The sequence below is a fragment of the Methylocystis rosea genome, assembly GCF_003855495.1.
Classification (GTDB): Bacteria; Pseudomonadota; Alphaproteobacteria; order Rhizobiales; family Beijerinckiaceae; genus Methylocystis; species Methylocystis rosea_A.
The window spans coordinates 1,866,835-1,888,666 of the sequence record NZ_CP034086.1; the positions used below are offsets into that span (position 1 = coordinate 1,866,835).

15 protein-coding genes are annotated in these 21,832 nt (G+C 65.3%); 4 read left to right on the forward strand and 11 right to left on the reverse strand.

What is annotated here, in order from left to right:
• Window positions 1–107: 107 nt before the first annotated feature.
• A complete protein-coding gene (locus tag EHO51_RS09110; protein ID WP_124738620.1) occupies window positions 108–1,178 on the forward strand; it encodes a DGQHR domain-containing protein in 1,071 nt (356 codons plus the stop codon).
• Here the strand turns inward: EHO51_RS09110 and EHO51_RS09115 are convergent.
• Window positions 1,137–3,146 (reverse strand): glycosyltransferase, encoded by a 2,010-nt coding sequence (locus tag EHO51_RS09115; RefSeq protein WP_124738621.1) that lies wholly within the window; start codon window positions 3,144–3,146, stop codon window positions 1,137–1,139. The genes EHO51_RS09110 and EHO51_RS09115 overlap by 42 nt on opposite strands.
• A gap of 71 nt (window positions 3,147–3,217) precedes the next feature.
• Between EHO51_RS09115 and EHO51_RS09120 the strand changes: the two genes are divergently transcribed.
• A complete protein-coding gene (locus EHO51_RS09120) occupies window positions 3,218–4,129 on the forward strand; it encodes a transporter substrate-binding domain-containing protein (RefSeq protein WP_124738622.1) in 912 nt (303 codons plus the stop codon).
• Here the strand turns inward: EHO51_RS09120 and EHO51_RS09125 are convergent.
• Complete coding sequence (locus EHO51_RS09125) at window positions 4,096–4,539, reverse strand: Hpt domain-containing protein (protein WP_124738623.1); 444 nt, start codon at window positions 4,537–4,539, stop codon at window positions 4,096–4,098. The two genes, EHO51_RS09120 and EHO51_RS09125, sit on opposite strands and share 34 nt — an antisense overlap.
• Window positions 4,540–4,807: 268 nt before the next feature.
• On the opposite strand from EHO51_RS09125, the gene EHO51_RS09130 reads away from it, so the two are divergent.
• Window positions 4,808–10,762, forward strand: coding sequence for an apolipoprotein acyltransferase (locus EHO51_RS09130; RefSeq protein ID WP_124738624.1), 5,955 nt, complete (start codon window positions 4,808–4,810; stop codon window positions 10,760–10,762).
• Window positions 10,763–10,770: 8 nt separating this feature from the next.
• Here the strand turns inward: EHO51_RS09130 and EHO51_RS09135 are convergent, their stop codons facing one another.
• Window positions 10,771–12,324: an FAD-dependent oxidoreductase gene (locus EHO51_RS09135; RefSeq protein ID WP_124738625.1), complete on the reverse strand. Its 1,554-nt coding sequence runs from the start codon at window positions 12,322–12,324 to the stop codon at window positions 10,771–10,773.
• 354 nt (window positions 12,325–12,678) lie between these two features.
• Between EHO51_RS09135 and EHO51_RS09140 the strand changes: the two genes are divergently transcribed.
• Window positions 12,679–14,319 carry an outer membrane beta-barrel protein gene (locus EHO51_RS09140; RefSeq protein WP_245434531.1) on the forward strand — a complete coding sequence of 547 codons (1,641 nt, stop codon included), beginning with the start codon at window positions 12,679–12,681 and terminating at the stop codon, window positions 14,317–14,319.
• A gap of 54 nt (window positions 14,320–14,373) precedes the next feature.
• Here EHO51_RS09140 and EHO51_RS09145 read toward each other — a convergent pair whose 3' ends face one another.
• The 8 genes from EHO51_RS09145 to EHO51_RS09180 all read right to left on the reverse strand — a co-directional run bounded on the left by EHO51_RS09145 (window position 14,374) and on the right by EHO51_RS09180 (window position 21,695).
• On the reverse strand, window positions 14,374–15,369 hold the full coding sequence (locus EHO51_RS09145; protein WP_124738626.1) for a hypothetical protein: 996 nt from the start codon (window positions 15,367–15,369) through the stop codon (window positions 14,374–14,376).
• Between the two features lie 8 nt (window positions 15,370–15,377).
• Window positions 15,378–16,112: an aldolase/citrate lyase family protein gene (locus EHO51_RS09150; protein ID WP_245434532.1), complete on the reverse strand. Its 735-nt coding sequence runs from the start codon at window positions 16,110–16,112 to the stop codon at window positions 15,378–15,380.
• A gap of 74 nt (window positions 16,113–16,186) precedes the next feature.
• Window positions 16,187–16,486: a (2Fe-2S) ferredoxin domain-containing protein gene (locus EHO51_RS09155; protein ID WP_124738628.1), complete on the reverse strand. Its 300-nt coding sequence runs from the start codon at window positions 16,484–16,486 to the stop codon at window positions 16,187–16,189.
• A 5-nt stretch (window positions 16,487–16,491) separates the two neighbouring features.
• Window positions 16,492–17,295: an NAD kinase gene (locus tag EHO51_RS09160; RefSeq protein WP_124738629.1), complete on the reverse strand. Its 804-nt coding sequence runs from the start codon at window positions 17,293–17,295 to the stop codon at window positions 16,492–16,494.
• 108 nt (window positions 17,296–17,403) lie between these two features.
• On the reverse strand, window positions 17,404–18,327 hold the full coding sequence (locus tag EHO51_RS09165; RefSeq protein WP_124738630.1) for an ROK family protein: 924 nt from the start codon (window positions 18,325–18,327) through the stop codon (window positions 17,404–17,406).
• Window positions 18,324–19,103: a pentapeptide repeat-containing protein gene (locus EHO51_RS09170; RefSeq protein WP_124740098.1), complete on the reverse strand. Its 780-nt coding sequence runs from the start codon at window positions 19,101–19,103 to the stop codon at window positions 18,324–18,326. Before EHO51_RS09170 ends, EHO51_RS09165 begins: the two co-directional genes overlap by 4 nt.
• A gap of 33 nt (window positions 19,104–19,136) precedes the next feature.
• Complete coding sequence (locus EHO51_RS09175) at window positions 19,137–19,922, reverse strand: hypothetical protein (protein ID WP_124738631.1); 786 nt, start codon at window positions 19,920–19,922, stop codon at window positions 19,137–19,139.
• Between the two features lie 21 nt (window positions 19,923–19,943).
• Complete coding sequence (locus EHO51_RS09180) at window positions 19,944–21,695, reverse strand: OmpA family protein (RefSeq protein ID WP_245434533.1); 1,752 nt, start codon at window positions 21,693–21,695, stop codon at window positions 19,944–19,946.
• Window positions 21,696–21,832: the final 137 nt, after the last annotated feature.

Below are 21,832 nucleotides of genomic sequence, written 5' to 3' on the forward strand. Positions count from 1 at the left end.
TGCCCCCAAACCTTTTCCCGCTTAGCCTTTCGTCTGAGTGCCGGTCGATTCGTCGAGTCAGCTGTCGCGAACGCTGTCAAAAGTTCGCGCTTCCGAGGGATCAGAACATGGATCGGGACACGCTCAGCGATATCGCCGAATCCGCCCCATTGCCGGACGCAGGGGCCGAATTACGCAGTTCCTCCGTCGCCGCCAGCAAATCGTCGATCAGCGTTCCAGCGCAACTCGTTTCTCAAGGCGCGCACCGCTTTTACGCGCTGGTGCTGCCGAGCAGCCTGCTCGCCGAAACCTGCACGGTCGAACCGCGGGTCGAGAATCCGGAGGAAGGCTTCCAGCGCCTGCTCGATCCAAAGCGCGCGAAGTCCATCGCCAAATATATCGACGCCGGATTCGGAACGGTTCCCGGCGCCGTCGTGCTGTCGGCGCAGTCGCGCGCGCATATGCATTATGACCGCGCCACGGGAGCTCTGACATTCCGGCAGGACCCCCGCGCGTTCCTGATCATCGACGGGCAACATCGGATTTTCGGCTTCAAGCTGGCGAAGCGCGCCGTCGACGTGCCGGTGGTGATCTACAACAAGCTGAAGCGTTCGGAAGAATGCCGGCTGTTCATGGACATCAACACCAAGCAGCGGCCGGTGCCCAATGAGCTGTTGCTCGACATCCGTCGCCTCTCGGAAGTCGAGACGAAAGCCGACGCGCTGTTGCACGACGTCTTCGATCTTTTTCACACACGCGACGACAGCGCGCTCAAGGACCTGCTCAGTCCGGCGGAGCGGCGCAAGGGCACGATTTCGCGCGTCACCTTCAACGCCGCGCTGCGCTCGATCAAGGGCGCATTCGTCGATGCGCGGGCCGAGGAAGTCTATGCGGTGCTCAACGCCTATTTGCGCGCCTGCCGGCATGGTCTCGGATTGCACAACGCCGATGAGCAGATCACGCATCCGGCGCTGTTCAAGGCGCTGGCGCTGCTGTTCGCCAATGTCGCCGAGCGCGTCGCCGATCGCCACGGCGGAAAATACACGGTGACGAACTTCGAGGACGTGCTCATTCCCTTCTTCAAACGATTGAAGAAATCGGATCTGCCGCGCGCCGGCATGAGCCATGTCGCGCTGCATGAGCATTACGGCAAGGCGCTAAGCGCCGGCTTCCTGATCAAACAGTGGCTGTTCTCTTGAGACGAATGGGTTGACGTCTTTTTCCGCTTCGACAACGCCGCGTATGGTCAGCCCATGCTCGGTTTTTTCCCAATGGAAGGGACGCCGCCAGAGTTCATAAAGCGCGCGCCAGGCGGCGATGCTCAGCATCATCAGCCACAGCGGCAGATAGAGAAGCGCGCGGCGAAACCGCGTCAGGCCGCGCCGGCGCATCCCCATGGCAAGCGGCAAGATCAGGGAGACGGCGCCGGCGATCGCCAGACAGCACCACAGCGTGCTCAAGGCGACTTCTAATGGCGCAACCGGCGCCAACAGAGCCCCAAAGATCGCGTCAGAGGCCATGCGCGCCGCCAAGAACGGGCCGAGCAAAGGACCAAACAATCCGCTGGCGAACATGGCGAGCACCGCGATCGCGCGCCGCGAGCCGAGATCGACGAAAAGCCGCATAGGGCGGCGGCAATGCACGATGAATGTCTGCATCCAGCCTTTGAACCAGCGCGTGCGCTGCTTCACCAGCGCGCCGAAGACCGCGGGCGCCTCTTCGAAAGTTTGCGAGGCGAATGTCCGCACCTCAAATCCCGCACGGGCGAGCCGCAGGCCGAGATCCGCGTCCTCGGTGACGTTGAACGCATCCCAGAAGCCGATGTCGCGCAAAGCCTCGATGCGGAAATGGTTCGACGTGCCGCCAAGGAAGAGCGGCATGCGCATCGCTGCGAGGCCCTTGTTGTAGACGTCAAAAAGCGCGGCGTATTCAAGCGCGAACAACGCCGTCATCCAATTTAGCTCGCCGTTGTCGATGGCGAGGCTCGCCTGCAGACAGGCGACGCTCGGCGGCGAGGCGGCGAAGAGCGTCGCGGCGCGGCGCAATTGGCGTGGCTCGGGCAAATCCTCCGCGTCGAACACCGCGACGAGCGATCCGCGCGCGAGCGGCATGGCGACGTTGAGGGCTCGCGGCTTGGTGCGCGGAGCGCCCTCGGGCGCAACCACGATCTCATGCGGCGCGTGCGGCGGATGCGAGCGCAACGCCGCAGCCGTTGGTTCATCGTCGGCTTCGATAACGAATTTTATGTCGAGCTTGGCTCTCGGATAATCCAAGCGGTCGATCGCCCGAGCGAGCTGGCGCGCAACGGCGGCTTCTTGATAGAGCGCAAGCACGATCGTGTAGATCGGCAGTTGCGCCTCGCTTTCGAGCGGTTGGGCGTCTGCGCAGCGTTGAAGGCTCGCCGCGCAGGCGAAAAGCCTCAGAAACGCCCCGCAAAAGAACGCGCTTGCAAGGAGCAAGGCCGATGCAAGGCGTAGAAAGAAGAAGGGGGCGTAAAGGCTCGCCGCCAGTCCGATCAGCGCGACGAGCAGCAGTCCCACCTGTCCGCGCCGCAAGCCGCCGCGGGCGCATAGGTCCCTGTCGACGCGCTCGACGAGAAAGGCCGCGTCGCGCGCGGCGTTGGCGGGATCGGCGCGACGCACCGCCTCCAAGAACCGTGTTCGGGTGGTGATCGCGAAGAGCGGCCGGCCTTTTGCCGCACGCCGCGCGCTCATCAACCGGAAGACGCCGCTGCCGCTCGGCGCGAACAGCCAAAGAAACCCGCTCGACGGATCCCGAACCCGCGCGTAGCCGCATTCGGCCGTCGCAACGCCTGACGGGGCGACGTCGACTGGACTGTCGACGAAGTCGACGTTGAGATGCTTCGCCAGCGCCCGATAGTAGACATCCTCGCAGACGAGCCCTTCGGCGAGCAGCGCTTCGTCGGCGCAAACGCCTTGGCGGCGCGCCGTCGCAGCGGCGAATTGCAGCACCTGCTCCGGCACGCCGTACGCCGAAAGAAAGGCGATTTCGACGGGAATGGATCTCGACGCGGTGGCGCGCGACGGCGACATCCGGCGAATGGCCGAGGAGTCAGCGAGCGCCCGGCGTTTGAAAGGCTGAGGAGGAAGTTCGTCCTTGATCTGCGAAGCAGAGGAAGCAACACTATCGATCGGCACAACATTCATGCAATAAATCCGGCAAGCGCTAGCAGCCTGCAGCGACTATCGACCTCCAACAAGGGCCAAGCAATCCTTTTATGCGCCGTCTCCCTCAGCCGCGCCGAACCGGTCTTCTCGCCTCCATTCGTGCGGCGCTCGCCGCGCTGTTCCTAACGTCCTGCTTCACGGCTGCGGCGGCTGACGGCGCGCCGCCCGCGCCGGCGCCCCCCGCGTCGGCGCCGCCGGCCACGAATGCGCCATCATTTTGGGACCCCAACCGCACGCCGGAAAAGCCCGACGTCTCGGGACTGCGCCAGATCCGCTTCCTGACCGAGGACGACTATCCGCCGTTCAATTTTCTGCTCTCGGATGGGCAGGTCGCCGGCTTCAACGTCGATCTGGCCAAGGCGATCTGCGTCGAACTCGACACCACCTGCACGATCCAGCGGCGGCGGTGGGATCTGCTCATTCCGTCGCTCAACGACAATAGCGGCGACGCCATCATCGCTTCGCTCGCGATCAACGATGAAACTCGAAAACAGGCCGATTTTTCTGGACCTTACATGCTGACGCCCGGCCGGTTCGCCATGCAGGCCGACACCACCCTGACGTCGGCGTCTCCCGCCGCCCTCGCCGATCGCCCGATCGCGGTGGTCGCGGGCTCGCGACACGAGGCGTTTCTGCAAGCCTTCTATCCGCGCTCGACCTTGGTGACGTTCGAAACGCCTGCCCTCGCCCGCAACGCGCTAAAGAACGGCCGCGTTCAGGCGGTTTTCGGCGACGCCATCGCCCTTTCCTACTGGCTGAACGGCGCCGAGGCGGCGGGCTGCTGCGTCTTTCGGGATGGCCCCTTCACCGATCCGAAATATTTCGGCGAGGGCGTCGGCATCGCCGTGAAAAAAGGCAACGCGCCGCTGCGCCGGGCGCTCGATTATGCGCTCTCCCGCCTCGCCCAGCGCGGCGTTTTCGCCGAGCTTTATTTGAAATATTTCCCGGTGGGGCCGTTCTGAGCCGCGCCGCCCAGCAATAGAGCGATGGCGCTACGCGCGCGTCCAATGGCGGCGCCGAGGATCTCGGACTTCTCGGCGGCGCTCGCATCCTCGCCGCGCAACGCCTGTTCGTAGGCCTCCGCCGCGCGCCCCACCTCAGTTGCGCCGACTGCCCGCGCTGAGCCCTTGATGGTATGCGCAAGCGCGATGCGCCAGTCGGCGTCGCCCTGCCCGCCCGGCGCGCGCAAGCGTTTCGCAAACTGCGCCGCCTGTGCGTCGAAAAGTCCCAGCAGCTCGCGTTCGAGATCATGATCGCCAAAGGTCTGCCGGGAGAGATGGACCAGGTCGATCGGCGACTCTCCGTCGGCCACGGAAAACGGCTGCGGCTGAGCTTGGCAATTTAGAAACGTGGAGTCCGCCAGTTTCGCCATCCCCATTCCTGTTCCCCTTGATATCTATCGCAAAGCGGTTCGTTTTGCAGCCCGCCGGAAAAGGACTGTCAAATCTCGCCCAGCGTCGAGACTGCCGCGTCGATCCTGAAGGGCGCGTTAACGAAGTTTCCCGATACGGCCCGCGCGCATGTTTCAATTGCCCGGATTGGGCTGTAAAGTTTGGTTAATCTTTATTCAATGGCGGTCGCTGAGCGGTGGGCCGTGAAATCGGCCGGGCGAAACGCGTCTGCGCCGCTGGAGAGGGCGAATGGCGACATCGGGAAAGATCCAGGACGCGGCGTCCGCCGCTCTGTCGGCGATCGAGGAGGCGCTGGATATCGGCGCGCCGCCGGACGCCGCAGGCGCTGCGGATGAGGCGAACAACCGGTCCGGCCCGGCCCAGAGCCCGAGAGGAGAAGCGCACGCCGGGGACCAGAGAAGGCCGGCCTCGGCTTACGGCGAGCAGCAAGGCCGCGTCCAACCGCAGCCCGGAGCGATGGCGCCCGCCCTTGCGCCCGCGAACGACGACCGCCGCACGGTCGGCGAGTTGCGGCAGGCGCTGCAGATCAAGCCCAACCGCTCGATCATGGCGGTCACCTTCGCCTCCATGGGGCTGTGGGCGGCCTGCTGGGCCCTGTATGTTTATTTCCATCAAGGCGAAATCCTCGACGCCGACGGGTTGACGCTCGCGCCGAAGCCGGTTTTGACGCTCGCCGCGCTGATCGCGCCTCTCGTCTTTCTCTTCCTCACGGGATTGATGGCGCGCCGCGCGCATGAGATGCGGCTCATCGCCAACTCCATGACCGAAGTGGCCATTCGGCTGATCGAGCCGGAAACGGTCGCCACCGAGCAAGTCGTCTCGCTCTCTCAGGCGATCCGGCGCGAAGCCGCCTCCATGGGAGACGGCATCGAACGCGCGCTGGCAAGGGCCGGCGAACTTGAAGTGATCGTGCGCACCGAGGTGACCAACCTCGAACGCTCCTACACCGAGAATGAACGGCGCATTCGGCTTCTCATCGACGAGCTGACGCGCGAACGCGAAGCGATTGTCGTCAACGCCGACAACGCCCGTACGGCGCTCTTTGGCGCGCGCGAGACGCTGTCTCAGGAACTCGCCACGACCTCGGTCCATCTCGCCGAAGCGGTGAGCCAGGCCGGAGCGCGCGTCACCTCCTCGCTCGGCTCCAAGGGCGAGGAGATCCGGCTCGCGCTGGACGAAGCGGGCGACGCCTTTGAATCGACTTTGGCCAGTCACGGCGAAAGAGTGCTGATCGCCCTCACCCAGACCGGCGAAGAAGTCGCGCAGAAAGTGACCGGCGCGAGCGAGGACGTCAGCCGCCGTTTCGCCGACGGAGTCGAGGAAGTTGGCCGCAAGCTGGAAGCCGCGAGCGAAGCGATCGCCGGCGATTTCGGCGCGCGCGGCCAAGATGTGCTCGAACGATTCGAAGAGCTCGGCGCAAGTTTTTCCGAAGCGATCGGCGGCCAGGGGGAGCGGATCGTCGCGCAGCTCACGGAGACCGGCGGGGCGCTTCGCGAAACAATCGAGACGCAGGGCGGAGCCTTTGAGCGCTCGCTCGCCGAGACCCAGGAACGGCTCACGACGCGCGTCGCCGAACATGTCGAAAACGCCAAAGCGACACTCGAAACGGCGGAAACCCGAATCGTCGGCCTGCTCGAAGACACGCATCAGAAGGCGCAGAATGAATTCGAGCTGCGCGGACAAGCGCTTCATGAATCAATCTCGCGCAGCCTGAACCAGAGTTCAACGGCGCTTGTCGAACAGGTCGACGCCGTGCAGGCGCGTTTTGTCGCCGCCGCCAGCGATGCGGTGTCGGCGATCGGGGAGCATGGCGACCGAGTCAATGAAACGCTCGCCGACAACTTCCAGGCCTTCGAACAGACCGTGCTCGGCCGCGGCGGCGAAGTGGCGGAACGGATCGCCGAACGAGGGCTGCAGATCGAGACCACTCTCGCCGAGCGGCTTGCCGCCTTCGAAGACGCCGTGGTGCGCAACAGCGCGGAAGCGGCCATGCGCGTCGCTGAACATGGCGACCGTGTCAGCTCCGTCATTTCGGACGGTCTCGCCGCCTTCGAAGACACGTTCGCGCGCCACGGCGAGGACGTCGTCTCGCGCGTCGCCGAACACAGCGAGAAGGCCGCGACGACCGTCGCGACGCAGCTCGCCGCCTTCGAAACGGTGGTTGCGCTGCGCAGTGAGGAACTTGCGCAGAGCGTCGGCGAACACAGCGCGCGCGCAACGTCGGCGCTCTCCACGCAGCTCGCCGCATTCGAAGAGTCGGTCAATAGCCGCAGCGGCGAAATCGCCGAACGAGTCAGCGAACAGAGCGAGCGCGCGACGGCGACACTGTCGGCTCAGCTCGCCGCATTCGAGGAAGCAGTCACGCAGCACAGCGACCACGTCGCGACGCGCGTAACCGAACATGGCGGACGCGCAACGTCCACACTTGCAACCCAGCTCGCCGCCTTTGAGGACACGGTTGCGCGCCACAGCGAGGAAATCGCGCAGCGCGTCAGCGAACATGGCGAACGGGCGACGTCGACGCTCGCGGCTGAGCTGGCCTCGTTTGAAGACGCCGTCACGCGCCACGGAGAACAGATCGCGCAGCGTGTGGGCGAGCAAGGCGAACGCGCAACATCGACGCTCTCGGCGCAACTCACCGCCTTTGAGGACTCCATCAGCCGCCATGGCGATGAAATTGCCGAGCGCGTCGGCGAGCGTGGAGAACGCGCCGCATCGACCCTCTCGGCGCAGCTCGCCGCTTTCGGAGAAGCCGTCGAGCGTCACAGCGCAGAAATCACCCAGCGCGTCAGCGAACATGGCGAACGCGCCACGGTGGCCTTTTCGCAGGGCCTATCGACGTTCGAAGACGTCGTTGCGCGCCAGGGCGAAGATTTGGCGGCCCGGGTCGCGGCCCGCACCGAGCGCGCCGCCGCAGAACTTGGCGACAAACTCGTCGCCTTCGAAGACAGCCTCGCCCGCAACAGCGGACAGGTCAGCGACGCTGTCGCTCAGAGTCTTGAAGCGATCGAAAACGTGCTCGTGCGCCAGGGCGACGAGATCGCGCAGCGCCTGGCGGAGCACGCCGGTAGCGCCGAAGTCGACCTCGCCGAAAAGCTCGGCTCCTTCGAAGACGCCGTTAAGCGTCACAGTGAAAGCGTGGCGTCCGTCGTCGGCGAACATGCGATGCGCGTCGACCAATTGCTCGACGAGCGGCTCAACGCGCTCGAGACGGCGGGAATGCTCGTCGCCAAAACCATGGAGACGACGCGCGAACTAGCGCTGCAGGAATTCGAGACCCACGGCGCGGCGTTGCGCGACAAGCTTCGCCAAAGCGTCGCGGACGCCTCCTCGGCTCTCGCCGAAAACGCCGCCACGATGCATGAGCGTTTCGCCAATACGGCGAGCGACGCCGTTCTGGCGATCGCCACGCAGGGCGAGCGGCTGCATGAATTGGTGAACGATCGATTCGGCGCCTTCGAGAACGGCGTCCTATCAGAAAGCAAAGACGTCGTGGCCTCGCTGGCCGATCATGGCGAGCGCATCGCAGTCACGCTCGGCGAACAGCTCACCCAATTCGAGAATGCGCTGCTTCGCGACGGCGGCGAACTCGCCGACCGGGTCGGCGCGCAGGCCGAACGCCTCAGCGCCGAACTCACGCAGCGTTTCGCTGTCGTCGAGGACGTGATCGGCGGCAAGGGAACGCAGCTTGTCGACAATCTGACGACGCGGACGATGGACGCGGCCGCGCGACTCGACGCGCAGGCGCAAGAGATCACGCATCGGATCGACGACCAGCTGCAGTCGCTCGACGAGACCATCCGCCTGCAGGGCGGCGCGCTTGTCGAAAGGCTCTCGGCGCAAGTCGACCATTACAACGCCCGGATCGGCGACAATTCTCGCCATTTCGCTGATGAGATCGACGCGAGACTGGCCGAAATCGATGGCGCGATCGAGAGCAAAGGCGGCCATCTGGTCGAAAAGCTCGGCGCGCGCGCGATCGACATCGCATCGACGATGTCGAACAAGATCGAAGCCTTCGAGAACGTCGCCAACGCCAGAACGATGGAGGCGGCGGACCGCATCGACGAACTGGTCGGGCGCGTTGACGCGGGCCTGGGCGTTGGCGGCCAGATGCTGCAGGAAGCGCTCTCCAAACACGCGGCTGAAGTCGCGCGGGTGATGGAAGACGGCGGGCGCCAAGTCATGCAAACGCTCGACGCGAAGATCAAAGACGTCGACTGGGTGCTGCTGTCGCGCTCGAGCGAACTTGCCCATACGATCGCCTCCAGAACAGAGGAAATCAACGAAGCGCTGGGCGGACACGCGAAGGAGCTGGAAACGACCCTCGACGGGCGCATCGCGCTGCTCGAGAACAATGTGATCAGCCGGCTCGGCGCCGTCTCTTCGGAAATCGACGAAGGAGGCCGACTGGTCGTGGACACGATCGGCGCCCGTCTGCAGGACATCAAAGACGTTCTGGCCGTCGCGCGGCGCGAATTCGATACGACGCTTCATGCGCGCACCGGCGATCTCGGCCAGTCGCTCGCCGAACGCGTCGCGGAGATCAGCGGCGCGCTGGATGAGCGCCTCACGCAAATGCAGACCGTGCTCGACGCGCGTGGCGGAGCCGTCGCCCAGGAATTGACGACGATCGGCGATCTCGTGGCGACCGCCGTTGAAAATAGCAGCGCCGCCCTTGTCTCGCGCCTCGGCGACAAGCGCGACGAGCTGACGAACGCGCTGGACGCCTCCCGCGAGGCGCTGGCGCTGACGCTGGAGACCAGCGCGCAGACCTCGATTGCGGCGCTGCTGGAGACAAACGAAAAGATCCGCGCCGAGCTGCCCACCCTGCTCGACACGCTCGGCGAGACAAATGCCTCGCTCCATGCGGTCATCGACAAGACCGGCGGGAATCTGGTCACGCTCGAACATGAACTCGGCAGACGCCTCGCCGAGTTCCATGGCGCGCTCAACGAGGCTTCGACGCAAGTTGAACATATCAGCGCAGTGGCCGGCGGAACGATGCAAGACGCCAACGCCATCGTCGCGGCGCTGGACGAACGACAGCACACGCTGGCGCAGAGCGCGGAAAAACTGGCCCAAAGCCAGGAGGCGCTCGACGCCGTGATGGCCGCCCGCCGCCGTTCGCTCGAAGACTTGGTGCGGCTCATCGAAGGCCGCGGCGCCGAGATGGAAAGCGCCATGACAAGATTCAGCGAGCTGATGGATCATTCGTTCCGCTCCATCGAAGCGCGGTCGCGCGACCTTGGAGGAGAGCTGAGCGAAACCTCCCGGCAAACCGCCGATTTGATCGACACGCGCTTTGCGGCGGTGCGGGCCGCTGCGGAAGGCGAACGCGAGCAGACGTCGGAGGCGCTGCGCGCCGCCTTCTCGGAAGCCAATGAAGAGATCACCCGTCTCTTCGGCGACGCGCGCTCGAAATTCGACGCCGCGACAGACGAGCTTCGCGGTCTCGCGCGCAACATTCATCGCGAGATCGAGGAGACCCGCGAAGAGGTGCGCCGCGGCGCGACTGAAATTCCGCGCGAAACCGCCGAGCAGGCGGCGGCGCTGCGGCGGGTCGTCGGCGATCAGGTGAAGGCGCTGAACGAGCTCACCGACATCGTGGCGCGTTCGGGCCGCGTCTATGACATCGCCGAACAAAGCGCGCCTCCGCTCCGTCAGCCAGTTGTGGATCAGGCGAAGCGCGCCGAGCACGCAGCGCCGCGCGTCGCGCAGAATCGCGCAGCGGAGCCGACACGCGAGCCGCAAGGCGGCTGGCTGAGCAACCTGCTTGCGCGCGCCTCCTTCGACGACGCCGCGCCGCAACCGCCGCGCCAGGCGCGGTCCTTGGCGACGGCGGGCGCCCTCGACAGCCTGACGCTCGACATTGCGCGCATGGTCGACAACGCCGCCGTGGCGGAGCTATGGCGCCGCTATCAGCGCGGCGAGAAGGGCGGACTTTTCGGTCGCCGTCTCTACACCGCGCAAGGCCATCAGACCTTCGAGGAAATTCGTCGCCGCTATCGCGTCGATCAGGCGTTTCGCGCGACCGCCGATCGCTACATCCAGCACTTCGAGGATCTGCTCATCGAGACAAGCCGCGGCGACCACGACGGCTCGAAAGCGCTCGACCTGCTGACGGGCGACGCCGGCAAGGTCTACACCATGCTCAGCCACGCCTCCGGACGCTTCGAATAGCTCGAACCCTATTCGATCGATTCCGGCGGCTCGGCGCCGATGCGCGCTTCAAAAGCGACTTCGGCGCGCAGATTGTCGAGGTCGCGACCGATCGTCGCGACGGCCAGCAGCCGGTCGCCTTTGAAGTAGGAAACGGCGCAGTCGGCGGCGGCCGGATCGCCCGACATCTCCAGCCGGTCCCACGACGCGGCGTTTCCGATATAGGAAATCGCCTCGTCGTAATGCTGGCTCCAAAAGAAGGGCGCGGCGTCGAACTTTTCCTTGCGACCAAGAATGTTGCGCGCGGCTGTTTGGCCCTGACGCTCAGCGACCACCCAATGTTCGACGCGTATCCGCTCCCCCGTGATCTTGTCGGGCCAGCTGGCGATGTCGCCGGCGGCGTAAATATCGGGCGCGCTTGTTTGCAGATATTCGTCGACGAGCACGCCGCGGTCCACCGCGAGCCCGGCGGATTGGGCGAGCGAAAGATCCGGCTTCACGCCGACGCCGATGACCACGAGATCGGCGTCCAAGGTTGCGCCGCTTTTCAATGTGAGCGTGCGTTCGCCGATTTCCGTCGCCGTGTCCCCGAGGTGGAAGATGACGCCGTGGCTCTCGTGGAGGGTTCTCACATGCGCGCCGATTTCGGGTCCGAGAATGCGCGCCATCGGTATCTCCTCGGGCGCAATGACGCGCACGTCGAGACCGCGGGCGCGCAGCGACGCCGCCACCTCAAGGCCGATGAAGCTCGCGCCGATCACGGCCACGCGGCGGACCCCGGCGCAGGCCGCGATGAGACGGTCGGCGTCGGCGAGCGAGCGCAGATAATGGACGTGGCTCCGTTCGGCTCCCGGCGTCGGCAGCTTTACGGGAAAAGCGCCCGTCGAGAGAAGCAACGCGTCGTAAGACAGCGCCGCCCCGTCAGCGAGCGTCAGCCGCTTGCCCGCCGGATCGAGCGACTCGACGCGCTGCCCGAGACGTAGCTGCACGCCATTGTCTCGATACCAGGCTGGGTCGCGCAACGGCAGCCAGTCCGCCTGCGCTGTTCCGGCCAAATAGTCCTTCGAGAGATTGGGCCGATCGTAGGGTTCGGCCAAATCGGCGCTGATCAGCTCCAGAATGCCGTCATAACCCTCCGCCCTGAGCATCTGCGCAGCGGCGAAGCCCGCGGCGCCGCCGCCGACGATGACGACTCCGCGCGGCTCGGCGGCGCCCTTACGCTCAGGGCGCGCCGGGTCCGGCAGCCTTTCGCGCGCAAACACCCTTCCATCGACCTGCTCGACCCGCCAGCGCGGCAGCGGATCAAAGGCTGGCGCGCGCAACGCGCGGCCGCTGCGCAGGCTGAAACAGGCATGGTGCCAGGGACACCGGATCGAGCCGCCGACCACGAGGCCCTCGGCCAAGGGCCCGTGATAATGCGTGCAATGAGCGCCGATTACGAAGAACGCATTCCCCTGTCGCGCCATCACGGCGTCCTCGCCGGCCACATGACCAAGCAACGGGCAGCCTTCGGAAATCTCGGCCGGAGCGACTCCCTGCGTGAAGTCGGGGCCCTCGGGTTGACTGCGCCCCTCTTCCGTCATGTCGCTCGCTCCTGTTCCGCGCCGTCGCGCCCTGCGCGCCAGCCTATTGCCACGCTTACTAAAGAGGGCGGCGCCTGAAGAGAGGCAAGCCTCGATCTGGACGGAAGCGATCGTGATTCGTCAAGAAACGAACATTTGTCACCTTTTTAACGACGAGAGGCGCTTGCGAAACCAGCATCGACCGCCTTGGAACCATCGAAAATTGTGACATTGCCGCCACACTAATTAGAACAATTATTCGTCAGGGCGTTTTTTGCTTAACAATTAAGCAGGTGCGCGGACGTTGGGCTTGAACGGAACTCGGCGCACGAGTGATATCAATCAGATCTCGCCTCCCAGACGGAGTTCCCAGCTATGAAGTGGCCCTATCTTTCGACCGTCGCTGCACTCTCGCTAGCAACCAGCGTCACGAGCGCTGCTTATGCTCAGTCGAAATTGATGGAGGTCGACCCGACTCTCATCGAAGAGAATCAACCCGCGCCTCCGTCCGCGGCCAAGCCCGTCAAAAAAGGCCGGATGATCGTCAAGGGTCCGGCCGTGGCGCCGACGCCGGGATGGCTCGACACGCTGACCATCGACGGCTACGTCGAAGGCGGCATTGCGCTCAACTTCAATCAGCCGTTCAACAAGCTGAACTGGGGCCACCTCTACACGGACCGCGCCAACTGGCCGACGTTCAACGGCGCCCTCCTGACCGTGCAGCGTCCGCTCGATCCGAAGGCCGTAGGCTATGACTTCGGCTTCAAGTTTCAGGGCATGATCGGCGAGGACATGCGCTACAATCACTACCTCGGCGTTCTCGATTATGCGATCGCCTCGCGCACGCAGATCGGACCGATCGAGGCCAACGTCCAGGCGCATCTTCCCTGGATTAGCCCGATCAGCGAAGGCGGCGTCGACGTCAAGGTAGGCATGTTCGCCACCTACAACGGCGCGGAAGTGATCCCGGCGAAAGACAATCTGTTCTACAGCCACTCCTACATCTTCAACTTCGGTCCGTTTATTCACACCGGCGCGATGGTCACCACCCACGTCAAGCCCTGGCTCGACGTTTATACCGGCGTGACCAGCGGCGTGAACACGAGCCTCGGGTGGCCTGGGGACAACAACGCCGCTGCGTCCTTCCACGGCGGTTTCGGCTTCAACCTGCTCGACGGCAATCTGACCATTATGGCGATCACCCATACCGGTCCCGAGAACCAGAGGCAGACCGATCCGCTCGGCGTGGGCTGGCCCGTCGGTTTCGCCAACGGCTTCCCCTTCACAGCGACCGGTTGGCCAAACGTCCTGACGGCGGGCTGGCCCGTCAACCAGGGCGGCTTCGGCGCCCCTGGCCTCTGCGCGTGCGACGTCAACACGGCGATCCGTTCGTTCAACAACCTCACGACGACCTGGAAGGCGACCGAGAATCTGACGTTCATCACCGACATCAGCTTCATGCTGGAAAGCGGCTGGAACAATAGCTCGTTCGGCCTGCCGCAAAAGGCTTGGGGCGCGGCCAACGCCATCGTCGGCGGCTTGGGCGGCAATGGCGCCTTCTGGGGAACGGCGCCGGCCTATCCGATGGGCGCGCGCGCCTTCGGCATCGCGCAATATTTCTCCTATAAGATCAACGATATCTTCAAGCTCAACGGGCGCGCCGAATTCTATCGCGACAACAACAACTTCTTCGTCAGCGCCTATCCGGGCTATTACGACGCGGTCAATCTGGCGCACGGCTTCTGGTGTCCGTCCTGCATCAACCAGAACCTGGGAACGGGCCTATACGCAAACAGGCCGCTCTATTCCGGCACGAGCTATCTCGCCTTCACGCTCGGTATGACGATCACCCCGGAACTGCCAAAGATGCCATTCATCACCGGCCTGATCATCCGGCCGGAGCTGCGTTGGGACACGACCGTCAATGGCACCACGCCGTTCTTCAGCCGCAACGGCCTGAGCTCAAACCAGGGCATGTTCAATATGGACGTGATCATTCCCTTCACGCTCCTCTAAAGCGCGGTTTTCAAGAGCATCCGAAGCAAGCCGCCCGGTCCGCCGGGCGGCTTTTTATTGTGGAGGTTCGTCGTTTGCGTGATTGCGCGGCTGATCGCGCATGAGAATTTCGACGTCCGAATCCTTGGTCGACTGCACGCGGAAAGTGCCCTGATAGGTTTTGCCCTCGTGGCGCGCGATGGCGACATATTCGCCTTCGGCCAAAACGAGGGAAGGGAAGGCGCCGATCATCTCGCGGATGACGTCGCCGCCCGGCGTGAGCACCGAGAAGCTCGTATTGGCGAGCGCCTCGCCGCCCGGCTGCTTGACGAGTTTCAAGGTCATGGTCGCCGCGCGATGGCGCAGGGTCGCCTCGATCAGCTTTCCGGCCGGGATTTTCAAATCCGCCGTAACCACGGAGTTGGTCTGGTTCGTCCCGCCCTGAGCGCCCTGCCCCGTGTCGAGCAAAGTGGAGACGACGTGATAGGCGCCCTCGGGGAGGCAGATCACTTCATCGGAGTTGGCGTTGGCGAGAATGAGCTTCGCTTCGGAATTGCCGCGTTCCGGCACATAGATCGAAATTGACAGCCGTTGCGCGGGAATTTGCGCGTCCCCCAGCTTATCGATGAGCTTGAGCCCGCCGGCGTTCAGAACGATCCGCTCGGAAACATTGCCGCCCTCTATGGCGACGCGGCGCGTGACGCCGGCAAGCCCATAGGCGGCATGGACGATATAGGAACCGTCCGGCAGCGGCAGCGTCGGAGTCGCCTCTTCCGATTGCGCAACAAGCTTGTGCGATCCGTCCGGCTGGGCGCTCTCCTCGAAGACACGCCAAACGAGGCCCGAGTGGACCGGCTGCTGGTCATTGGCTGCAAGCGTCGCGCTTAGCCGCAGCGCTGCTCGTCTTTCGGTCGGCGGCGCGGTGGGTCCGGCCGCTTCGCCGGCGCTATGCGGCGGATGGGGACGGCGCGGCGGCTGTTGCTGCGCTTGCGTCGGCTCGGGGAGCAGCGCTGCGCCGGCGAGCGCCGCTGCGGCGGCCCGGCCAAGCGCGTCCAATCGGACTTTTTTCATCGACCTGTCTATGCCGAGGATTGCGGTCTTTGTCGATTCTGGCCCGCCGGGAAGACCTCGTGGATGGCAGCGATCTCTCCGGGAAAAAGCGCCATCGCCCCCCGAAAACCGTCGCGGCGCGCCGCCGCATAGGCAGCCTCTTCCCCGGTTCGCACGGGCGCCGCGAGCGCCGGAACGCCGGCCGAAGCCGCCGCAAGCACGACAGCCCCGCGCGCCATTTGGACAGCGGCCCCGTCGCCGCAGGCGAGGCCCAGCGCCGCCCGCAGCCCGGCTTCGTCAAATGCCAGGGCCGCGAGACGCGGCGACGCGCCCGCAAGTGAACGCAACGCCAACGCGGCGGCGGGATCGCCCCCGGCGAAGGCGCCGATCCTGGTCGCGCCGTCGGCGAGGCCGGCTTGCGCCTCGCGCACGGCGAGCTTCACCGAAACGCGCTGCAAGCTCGCGGCGCCGTCGCAGGATGGCAGAAAGACGCCGTCCGGTCCCGGACCGAACAGCGCGTCGAGGTCGGCCTCGATGAGTTCGTTCACGAGCGGCGCGACTTCCACGAAGAGTTTCGGCGCCGCGCTCTTGCCTCGCGACCACCCCTTGCCTCGCGCCTCATTGATCAGCGCGCAGGCGCGCGCGCGGGCGCTGCGTCGCGCCGCGTCTTCCACGCAGGGGCCGAGCCGCAACAGGAGCGCATCGGCTCCGCAATCGAGCGCCGCCGCGACATCCTCATCGCTGGCGTCGGACTCAAGGATCAAACAGGAGCGCATGCGAGCTGGGCTTGTTCCGGGAGACGTCGGATCCCTTCTAGCACGCCCAGCCCGGCCGCTGATCAGTCCGGGGCCTCGATCGCCTCCAGAACGAAGCGGATCAGCTCGTCGGCCGACGAGTAGCTGATCCATTTCCCGCCAGGATAGACGACCGCGACAGGACCGTGCTCGCATTGGCCGAGGCATCCCGACTGCGACAGGCGCACGCCGTCGCGCTTGGCGAAGGGCAGCGCCTTGAGCGCTTCCTTCACCTTCGCCAGCGCCTCCCTCGCGCCGTGGTCCTCGCAGGCGGATCGGCCGTCGCGCGTGTTGACGCAGACGAAGACGTGGCGGCGGAAGGGTTTGATCGCTGATTCAGTCATTGTCCTTAGTATCCGAACTGCTCGCGCAGGATGCGTTCTTCCAGCGAATGGCCCGCATCGTGGAGCAGGATCAGACTGGTGGCGTGGTCCATCACAACGTCCACATAAGCAAGGTCGCGGAATTCGTCATGATCGGCGACGACGGAGACGGGCCGCTTCGCCGCTTCGAGGACCTCGATCCGCACCTTGGCGAGGTCGGGCAGCAAAGCGCCATGCCAGCGGCGCGGGCGGAAGGCGGAGATCGGCGTCAAGGCCATCAGCGGCGCATCCAGCGGCAGGATCGGACCATTGGCGGAAAGATTATAGGCGGTTGAGCCGGCGGGCGTCGACACCAGCACGCCGTCGGTGACGAGCTCCGGCAGGCGCTCCTGGCCGTTGACCAGAATGCGCAGCTTGGCGATCTGCGAGGTCTGGCGCAACAGCGACACCTCATTGATGGCGTGCGCCGAAAACTCGTCGCCGCGCACATTGACGGCATGCATCAGCAAAGGGTGAATGATGGAAGGCTTGGACTCGGCGATCCGCTTGCGCAGCCCCGTCTCGCGATACTGGTTCATCAGAAAGCCGACCGAGCCGCGATTCATGCCGTAGATCGGCTTGCCGGCGTCCATGAACCGATGCAGCGTGCGAAGCATGAGGCCGTCGCCCCCCAGCGCGACGATGCAATCGGCCTCCTCAGGCGGGCAGTCGCCGTATTTTTCAATCAGGCGCTGGCGCGAGTCCTCCGCCTCCGGCGCGCCAGAGGCAAGAAAAGCCAGATGGGCGCAAGGTTTCTTCCCGTGATTCTGCTGATCTCCGGCGGCGCCCATCGCAAACTCCCTCTCACGCTCGCCGCAGCCGCCGCGATGCCTTCCGCATACACCGGCGCGAGGCCGGAGGGAACGGCGCCTGAGCCGCGCCCAGGGCGATCGGCCCGCTCAACCTGTCTCGCCGGCGCCCCATAGCCATGCGGCGCCGCGCACGCCGCCCGAGTCGCCATGCGCATTCGGCAAGATTTTCGTATCGAAGGCGTCGGTGACGGCGTTCTTCCCCGCGCGCGCCGCGAGTCCCTCATAGAGGCGCGCGATGTTGGAAAGTCCGCCGCCGAGCACGATGACGTCAGGATCGATGAGATCGACGACTACGGCGAGCGCCCGCGCCAGACGATCCTGATAGCAGTCGAGGCTTGCGCGCGCAGCGTAGTCGCCGGCTTCCGCCAGCGCAGCGATATCGCTTGCAAGGCGGCGCTCACCGGAGCGCTTCTCATAGTCGCGCGAAAGGCCAGCGCCGCAAAGAAACGTCTCGACGCAGCCGCTGTGCCCGCAAAAGCAGGGGCTCCCGGGATATTCCTCCAGAGTCATCCACGGCAGCGGCGTATGGCCCCATTCCCCAGCGACGCGATTGCGCCCCTCGAGGATCTTTCCGTTGACGATGACGCCGCCGCCAACGCCCGTGCCAAGGATGACGCCGAACACCACTCCGGCGCCGCGGCCGGCGCCGTCAATCGCCTCCGACAGCGCGAAACAATTGGCGTCATTGGCGACCCGCACCGGGCGTCCGAGCGCCTGCGCGAGATCGACGTCGAGCGGCTTGCCGTTGACGACGGCCGTGTTGGAGTTTTTCACGAGGCCGGTATGCGTCGAGATCGCGCCAGGCGCGCCGACGCCCACGACGCCACGCCGCCCGATATTCGATTCGATATCATTCACGAGGGTCGCGACGGCGTCGATGATCGCCGCATAATCATCCGCCGGCGTCGCGACGCGGCGACGCACCAGCGTCTCGCCGGCCGCGTCGAGCGCGATCGCCTCGATCTTGGTGCCGCCGAGATCGACGCCGATGCGGATAACGTCGCGCGTCATTTCACGCGGGCGCGATCGATGTTCTGCGCGCCTGCGAGCGCGGCCACGGCGGCGACGTCGATTTGCGCCGAATCGAGATCAAGACCGTCAGTCCTGGCGCCGGTCCAGTTTGCGCCGGTAAAATCCGCGCCGGCGGCGTCGGCGCCCTTCAGATTCGCCTGCGAAAAATCCGCGCCCGCGGCGCGCGCGAAGCGCAGGTCGGCGCTCGCGAGATTGGCCTTGTAAAAACGCGCGCCTTCGAGCACGGCCGAGCGCAGCACCGCACGCATCAATCCCATCGACTGGTTCTTCATGTCGGCGGAGAGATCCGCCTCGCTGAAATTGGCGCCGCGCGCCGATGCGCCGGTCAGATCGCCGGCAAGACGCGCATGCGCGAAGTCTGCGCCGTCGGCCTTTATACGCTGCATCTGCGAAGCGAAAGCGTGCGCCCCCTTCAGCGATGCGCCGGTGAGGTCGGCTTCGATCAGCCAGGCCTGATCGAGGATCGCGTCGTCGAGCCGTGCGCCGGCGAGCGTGGTCTTATTCATGCGGGCGGCGTGAAAGTCGACGCCGCGCAGATCGAGTCCGGAAAGATCGAGGCCGTTGAGGCTTTTTTCCGAAAGATCGATCTTATGTCCGCTCTCGCGATGCTGCAGCGCCGCTTCGACATCGGCGCGCGTCAATTCAGCCTTGGAATAAGCCGGCTGCGCAAGATCGACGCCTTGCAGCATATCCTGCGCGCGGAGGTCTTGAGCGGACAATGTCGCGACGCAGATGAGGACGAAGCTCAGACCCATACGCATACGCACGAACTCGTTTTTTGCCGGCGCTTATGCCGCGTCGGCGTTGCGATCAGCCGAGGCGGCGCTCAGCGCTTGCGCCTGCTCGACCCACCCGTTGCGCTTCACCCGCCCCGCCGCGCCGATCGCCGCCTCGATCCATTTGACGTTGTCGTCACTCCAGCCGGCGATCTGATCATAATGGAAAACCCCGAGCGCGTGCAGCTTCTCGACGCTCTTGGGTCCGACGCCCTTGATTTTTGCAAGATCGTCCGCCGCGCCGTTGCGTGGCGCGGGAAGCGCGGCAGGCGGAGCGCCCGGCGCCATCTTGCCGGTCGGCGCGCGCATTTGCGCGGCTTTTTCATTCAGCGCCTTGACGGCGGAAGCCGCCGCCTCTAGCGCCGGCTCAACGCTCTTCGCCGTCTCTAGCTGCGCAGTCGCGACGATCTCATCTTGCTCATCTTGCGGTTCGGGCGACGGCGCGACGGTCGATCCGTAATCGTCGCGCGTCGCGCCGCGCAATACAACGATCGGCCGCTTGGCGGCGTAAGCGGGCGCGGCCTGTGTCGTCTTGAGCGCGCCGCCAACCGGCAGACCGACGAGATAAGCGAGCGCGGCGATCAGCAACACGTCCATCGTCAGCGCCGCGCGCCCGTCAAGGAGCCCCAGCCAGGAGGCGGCCGCGCCCGCGCCGAGCGTCACGGCGATCGCGATAACGTTCCAGCCGGGCGCCGCAGGGGCGTCCTTCGCCGGCGAGGTCGTCACATAGCCGGCGAGCGCGCCAAGCCCGCAGGCGGCGGCGAACCAAGGCCAGCCAAGCGTCAGCAAGTAGGACATGAGCCGTCTCCTTCTCTGGCGCTACTTGACGATGATTTCGACGCGGCGATTGCGCGCGCGATTTTCGTCACCGTCATTGGAAGCGATTGGGCGCTCGCCGCCATAGCCGACGGCGCTTATTCTGAACGGGTCGACTCCGGCCTTCGCCAAGCGTTCGACGACCGCCTGCGCGCGACGCTTGCTGCGCCCCAGATTCACTTCGGCAATGCCGAGGCTATCGGTGTGCGCCGCGATTTCGAGAGCAGCGCCCGGGCAGCGCAGCGCCGTCGCGGCGATCGCATCGATGAGAGGCGCGGATTCAGCGGCGATCGCTGAATCGTCGGACGCAAAGACGATTGGCGATTTGGCGAGAAGCTCGGAGAGCGCCGCGCCACATTGGCTTGCAACAAGCGGAGAGCCGACGATGCGAGTCGACAGCTGCGCCTCGCCGCGGAAACTCTGCGGAAGCGCATCGGCGAAGCTCGCCGCGATCTCGGCGCGCGCGCTCTGATGACGCGCGACGCCGGCGAGCGAGATATTCGAGTCGCTGATCGCGAGCTTGCCTTCGTCGAGCCGCGCGAGCGCAGCAAGGGAATGATCCGTCGCTTCCGCGAAGTTCTGCGGCGCGCCTTTCGCGATGACGAGCCGATCGACGACTTTCGCGTCGAAGAAATTCCTGCGCGCTGTTTCGACGAGGCGATTACGGACAGCCTCATCTGGCGCATAGCCGGTGAGCGTAACCTCTCCGCCGGCGCGCTGGGCGCTAAAAACATACGGCGTTATCGGACCCGCCATGACGTCGAGCCGCGCGATCTCAAATCCCGAAGGCAACCGCGCTTTCGCGTCGGCGCGGATCGTCTCGCCCAATATGTTCTGGCGCCCCTGCCCTTCGATGATGATCTTGCCATCGGATACCGCGACTTTGCCTTGCGACAATTTGCCGAGTTCGCCGACCGCGAACGCAAGCGCTCCGGCGAAGTCTCCGGCCGGCGCGCCGGCGCCGAGCTGAATCGCATCGCTGACCGCAGCGCCGGCGCCGGCCGCGGCCGCCATGGCGACGACCTGTTTGCGCAGATCGTCGCTGGGCAGGTGGCCAGAGAGGCTGATGACGCCATCACGCGCGGCCGCTGAAAACACGTAGGGAGAAACACGCGGCGGCGATACGTCGACCTTTACCCCGCTCGCGCCGAACGGCGACGCCTTGAGCGCGGCGAGCGCCTTGTCGTAATCGGCCGCGCTGCGCGCTTCGCCGGAAACAGCCAGAGTCGCGTCGGTCATCGTCGTCGATGCGGGATCGAGTTCAGCGAGGCGGCGCACGGCGAAGGACGCGAGATCGGGGAAGGATTGCGGCGCGCCGTCGGCGTAGGCGGCGGAGTCCGACACTTCCAGGCCTAAGGCGGCGATCTCCGCGCGCAACCTTTCGCGCGCGCCCGCCGGCGGGACGTTGCCCGAGATTATGGCCTTGCCGCCGCGGCGTTCGAGTCTCAGCACGAAGGGCGTCGCGCGCGAGAGAGGCTGCGTCGCGTCGATGATACGCCGCGCCGGCGTTTCAACGCCCAGCGCCGTCAAAAGCCGAGCTTTCACATCAGGCGACAGCGAAATGCCGGCAAGAACGACATCACGGCCCGCGACGCGGACCTCCGGCCTGTCGATCGCGTCAGGCGACCGCGCGACTCGCGACAAGATCGCGGCGCGCAGATCGTCCTCTAGACGAGGCGTCAACGCGTCCTGCGCAAAATAGGCCAGTCCAAAAAGGACCGGCAGTCCAATCCACCATTTTTTGGGAAGGTGCATCGACGTCTTGCCCCCCATCGAAGAGAGAATCAGCAAAGACGCGCTTAACTCAACCGCACATGGTCCTTTTGCGCGGCGACGTGTCAATATGATGGCAAACAAAAATGGGGAACGCGGCCGCGCCGCGCTCCCCAAAG

Coding starts and splice junctions, on each gene's coding strand:
- EHO51_RS09125 (WP_124738623.1), bottom strand. CDS start 4,539: ATGGCGAAACTGGCGGACTCCACGTTTCTAAATTGCCAAGCTCAGCCG.
- EHO51_RS09170 (WP_124740098.1), bottom strand. CDS start 19,103: ATGGGTCTGAGCTTCGTCCTCATCTGCGTCGCGACATTGTCCGCTCAA.
- EHO51_RS09160 (WP_124738629.1), bottom strand. CDS start 17,295: ATGGGCGCCGCCGGAGATCAGCAGAATCACGGGAAGAAACCTTGCGCC.
- EHO51_RS09180 (WP_245434533.1), bottom strand. CDS start 21,695: ATGCACCTTCCCAAAAAATGGTGGATTGGACTGCCGGTCCTTTTTGGA.
- EHO51_RS09130 (WP_124738624.1), top strand. CDS start 4,808: ATGGCGACATCGGGAAAGATCCAGGACGCGGCGTCCGCCGCTCTGTCG.
- EHO51_RS09175 (WP_124738631.1), bottom strand. CDS start 19,922: ATGTCCTACTTGCTGACGCTTGGCTGGCCTTGGTTCGCCGCCGCCTGC.
- EHO51_RS09115 (WP_124738621.1), bottom strand. CDS start 3,146: ATGAATGTTGTGCCGATCGATAGTGTTGCTTCCTCTGCTTCGCAGATC.
- EHO51_RS09140 (WP_245434531.1), top strand. CDS start 12,679: ATGAAGTGGCCCTATCTTTCGACCGTCGCTGCACTCTCGCTAGCAACC.
- EHO51_RS09155 (WP_124738628.1), bottom strand. CDS start 16,486: ATGACTGAATCAGCGATCAAACCCTTCCGCCGCCACGTCTTCGTCTGC.
- EHO51_RS09110 (WP_124738620.1), top strand. CDS start 108: ATGGATCGGGACACGCTCAGCGATATCGCCGAATCCGCCCCATTGCCG.
- EHO51_RS09135 (WP_124738625.1), bottom strand. CDS start 12,324: ATGACGGAAGAGGGGCGCAGTCAACCCGAGGGCCCCGACTTCACGCAG.
- EHO51_RS09165 (WP_124738630.1), bottom strand. CDS start 18,327: ATGACGCGCGACGTTATCCGCATCGGCGTCGATCTCGGCGGCACCAAG.
- EHO51_RS09145 (WP_124738626.1), bottom strand. CDS start 15,369: ATGAAAAAAGTCCGATTGGACGCGCTTGGCCGGGCCGCCGCAGCGGCG.
- EHO51_RS09120 (WP_124738622.1), top strand. CDS start 3,218: ATGCGCCGTCTCCCTCAGCCGCGCCGAACCGGTCTTCTCGCCTCCATT.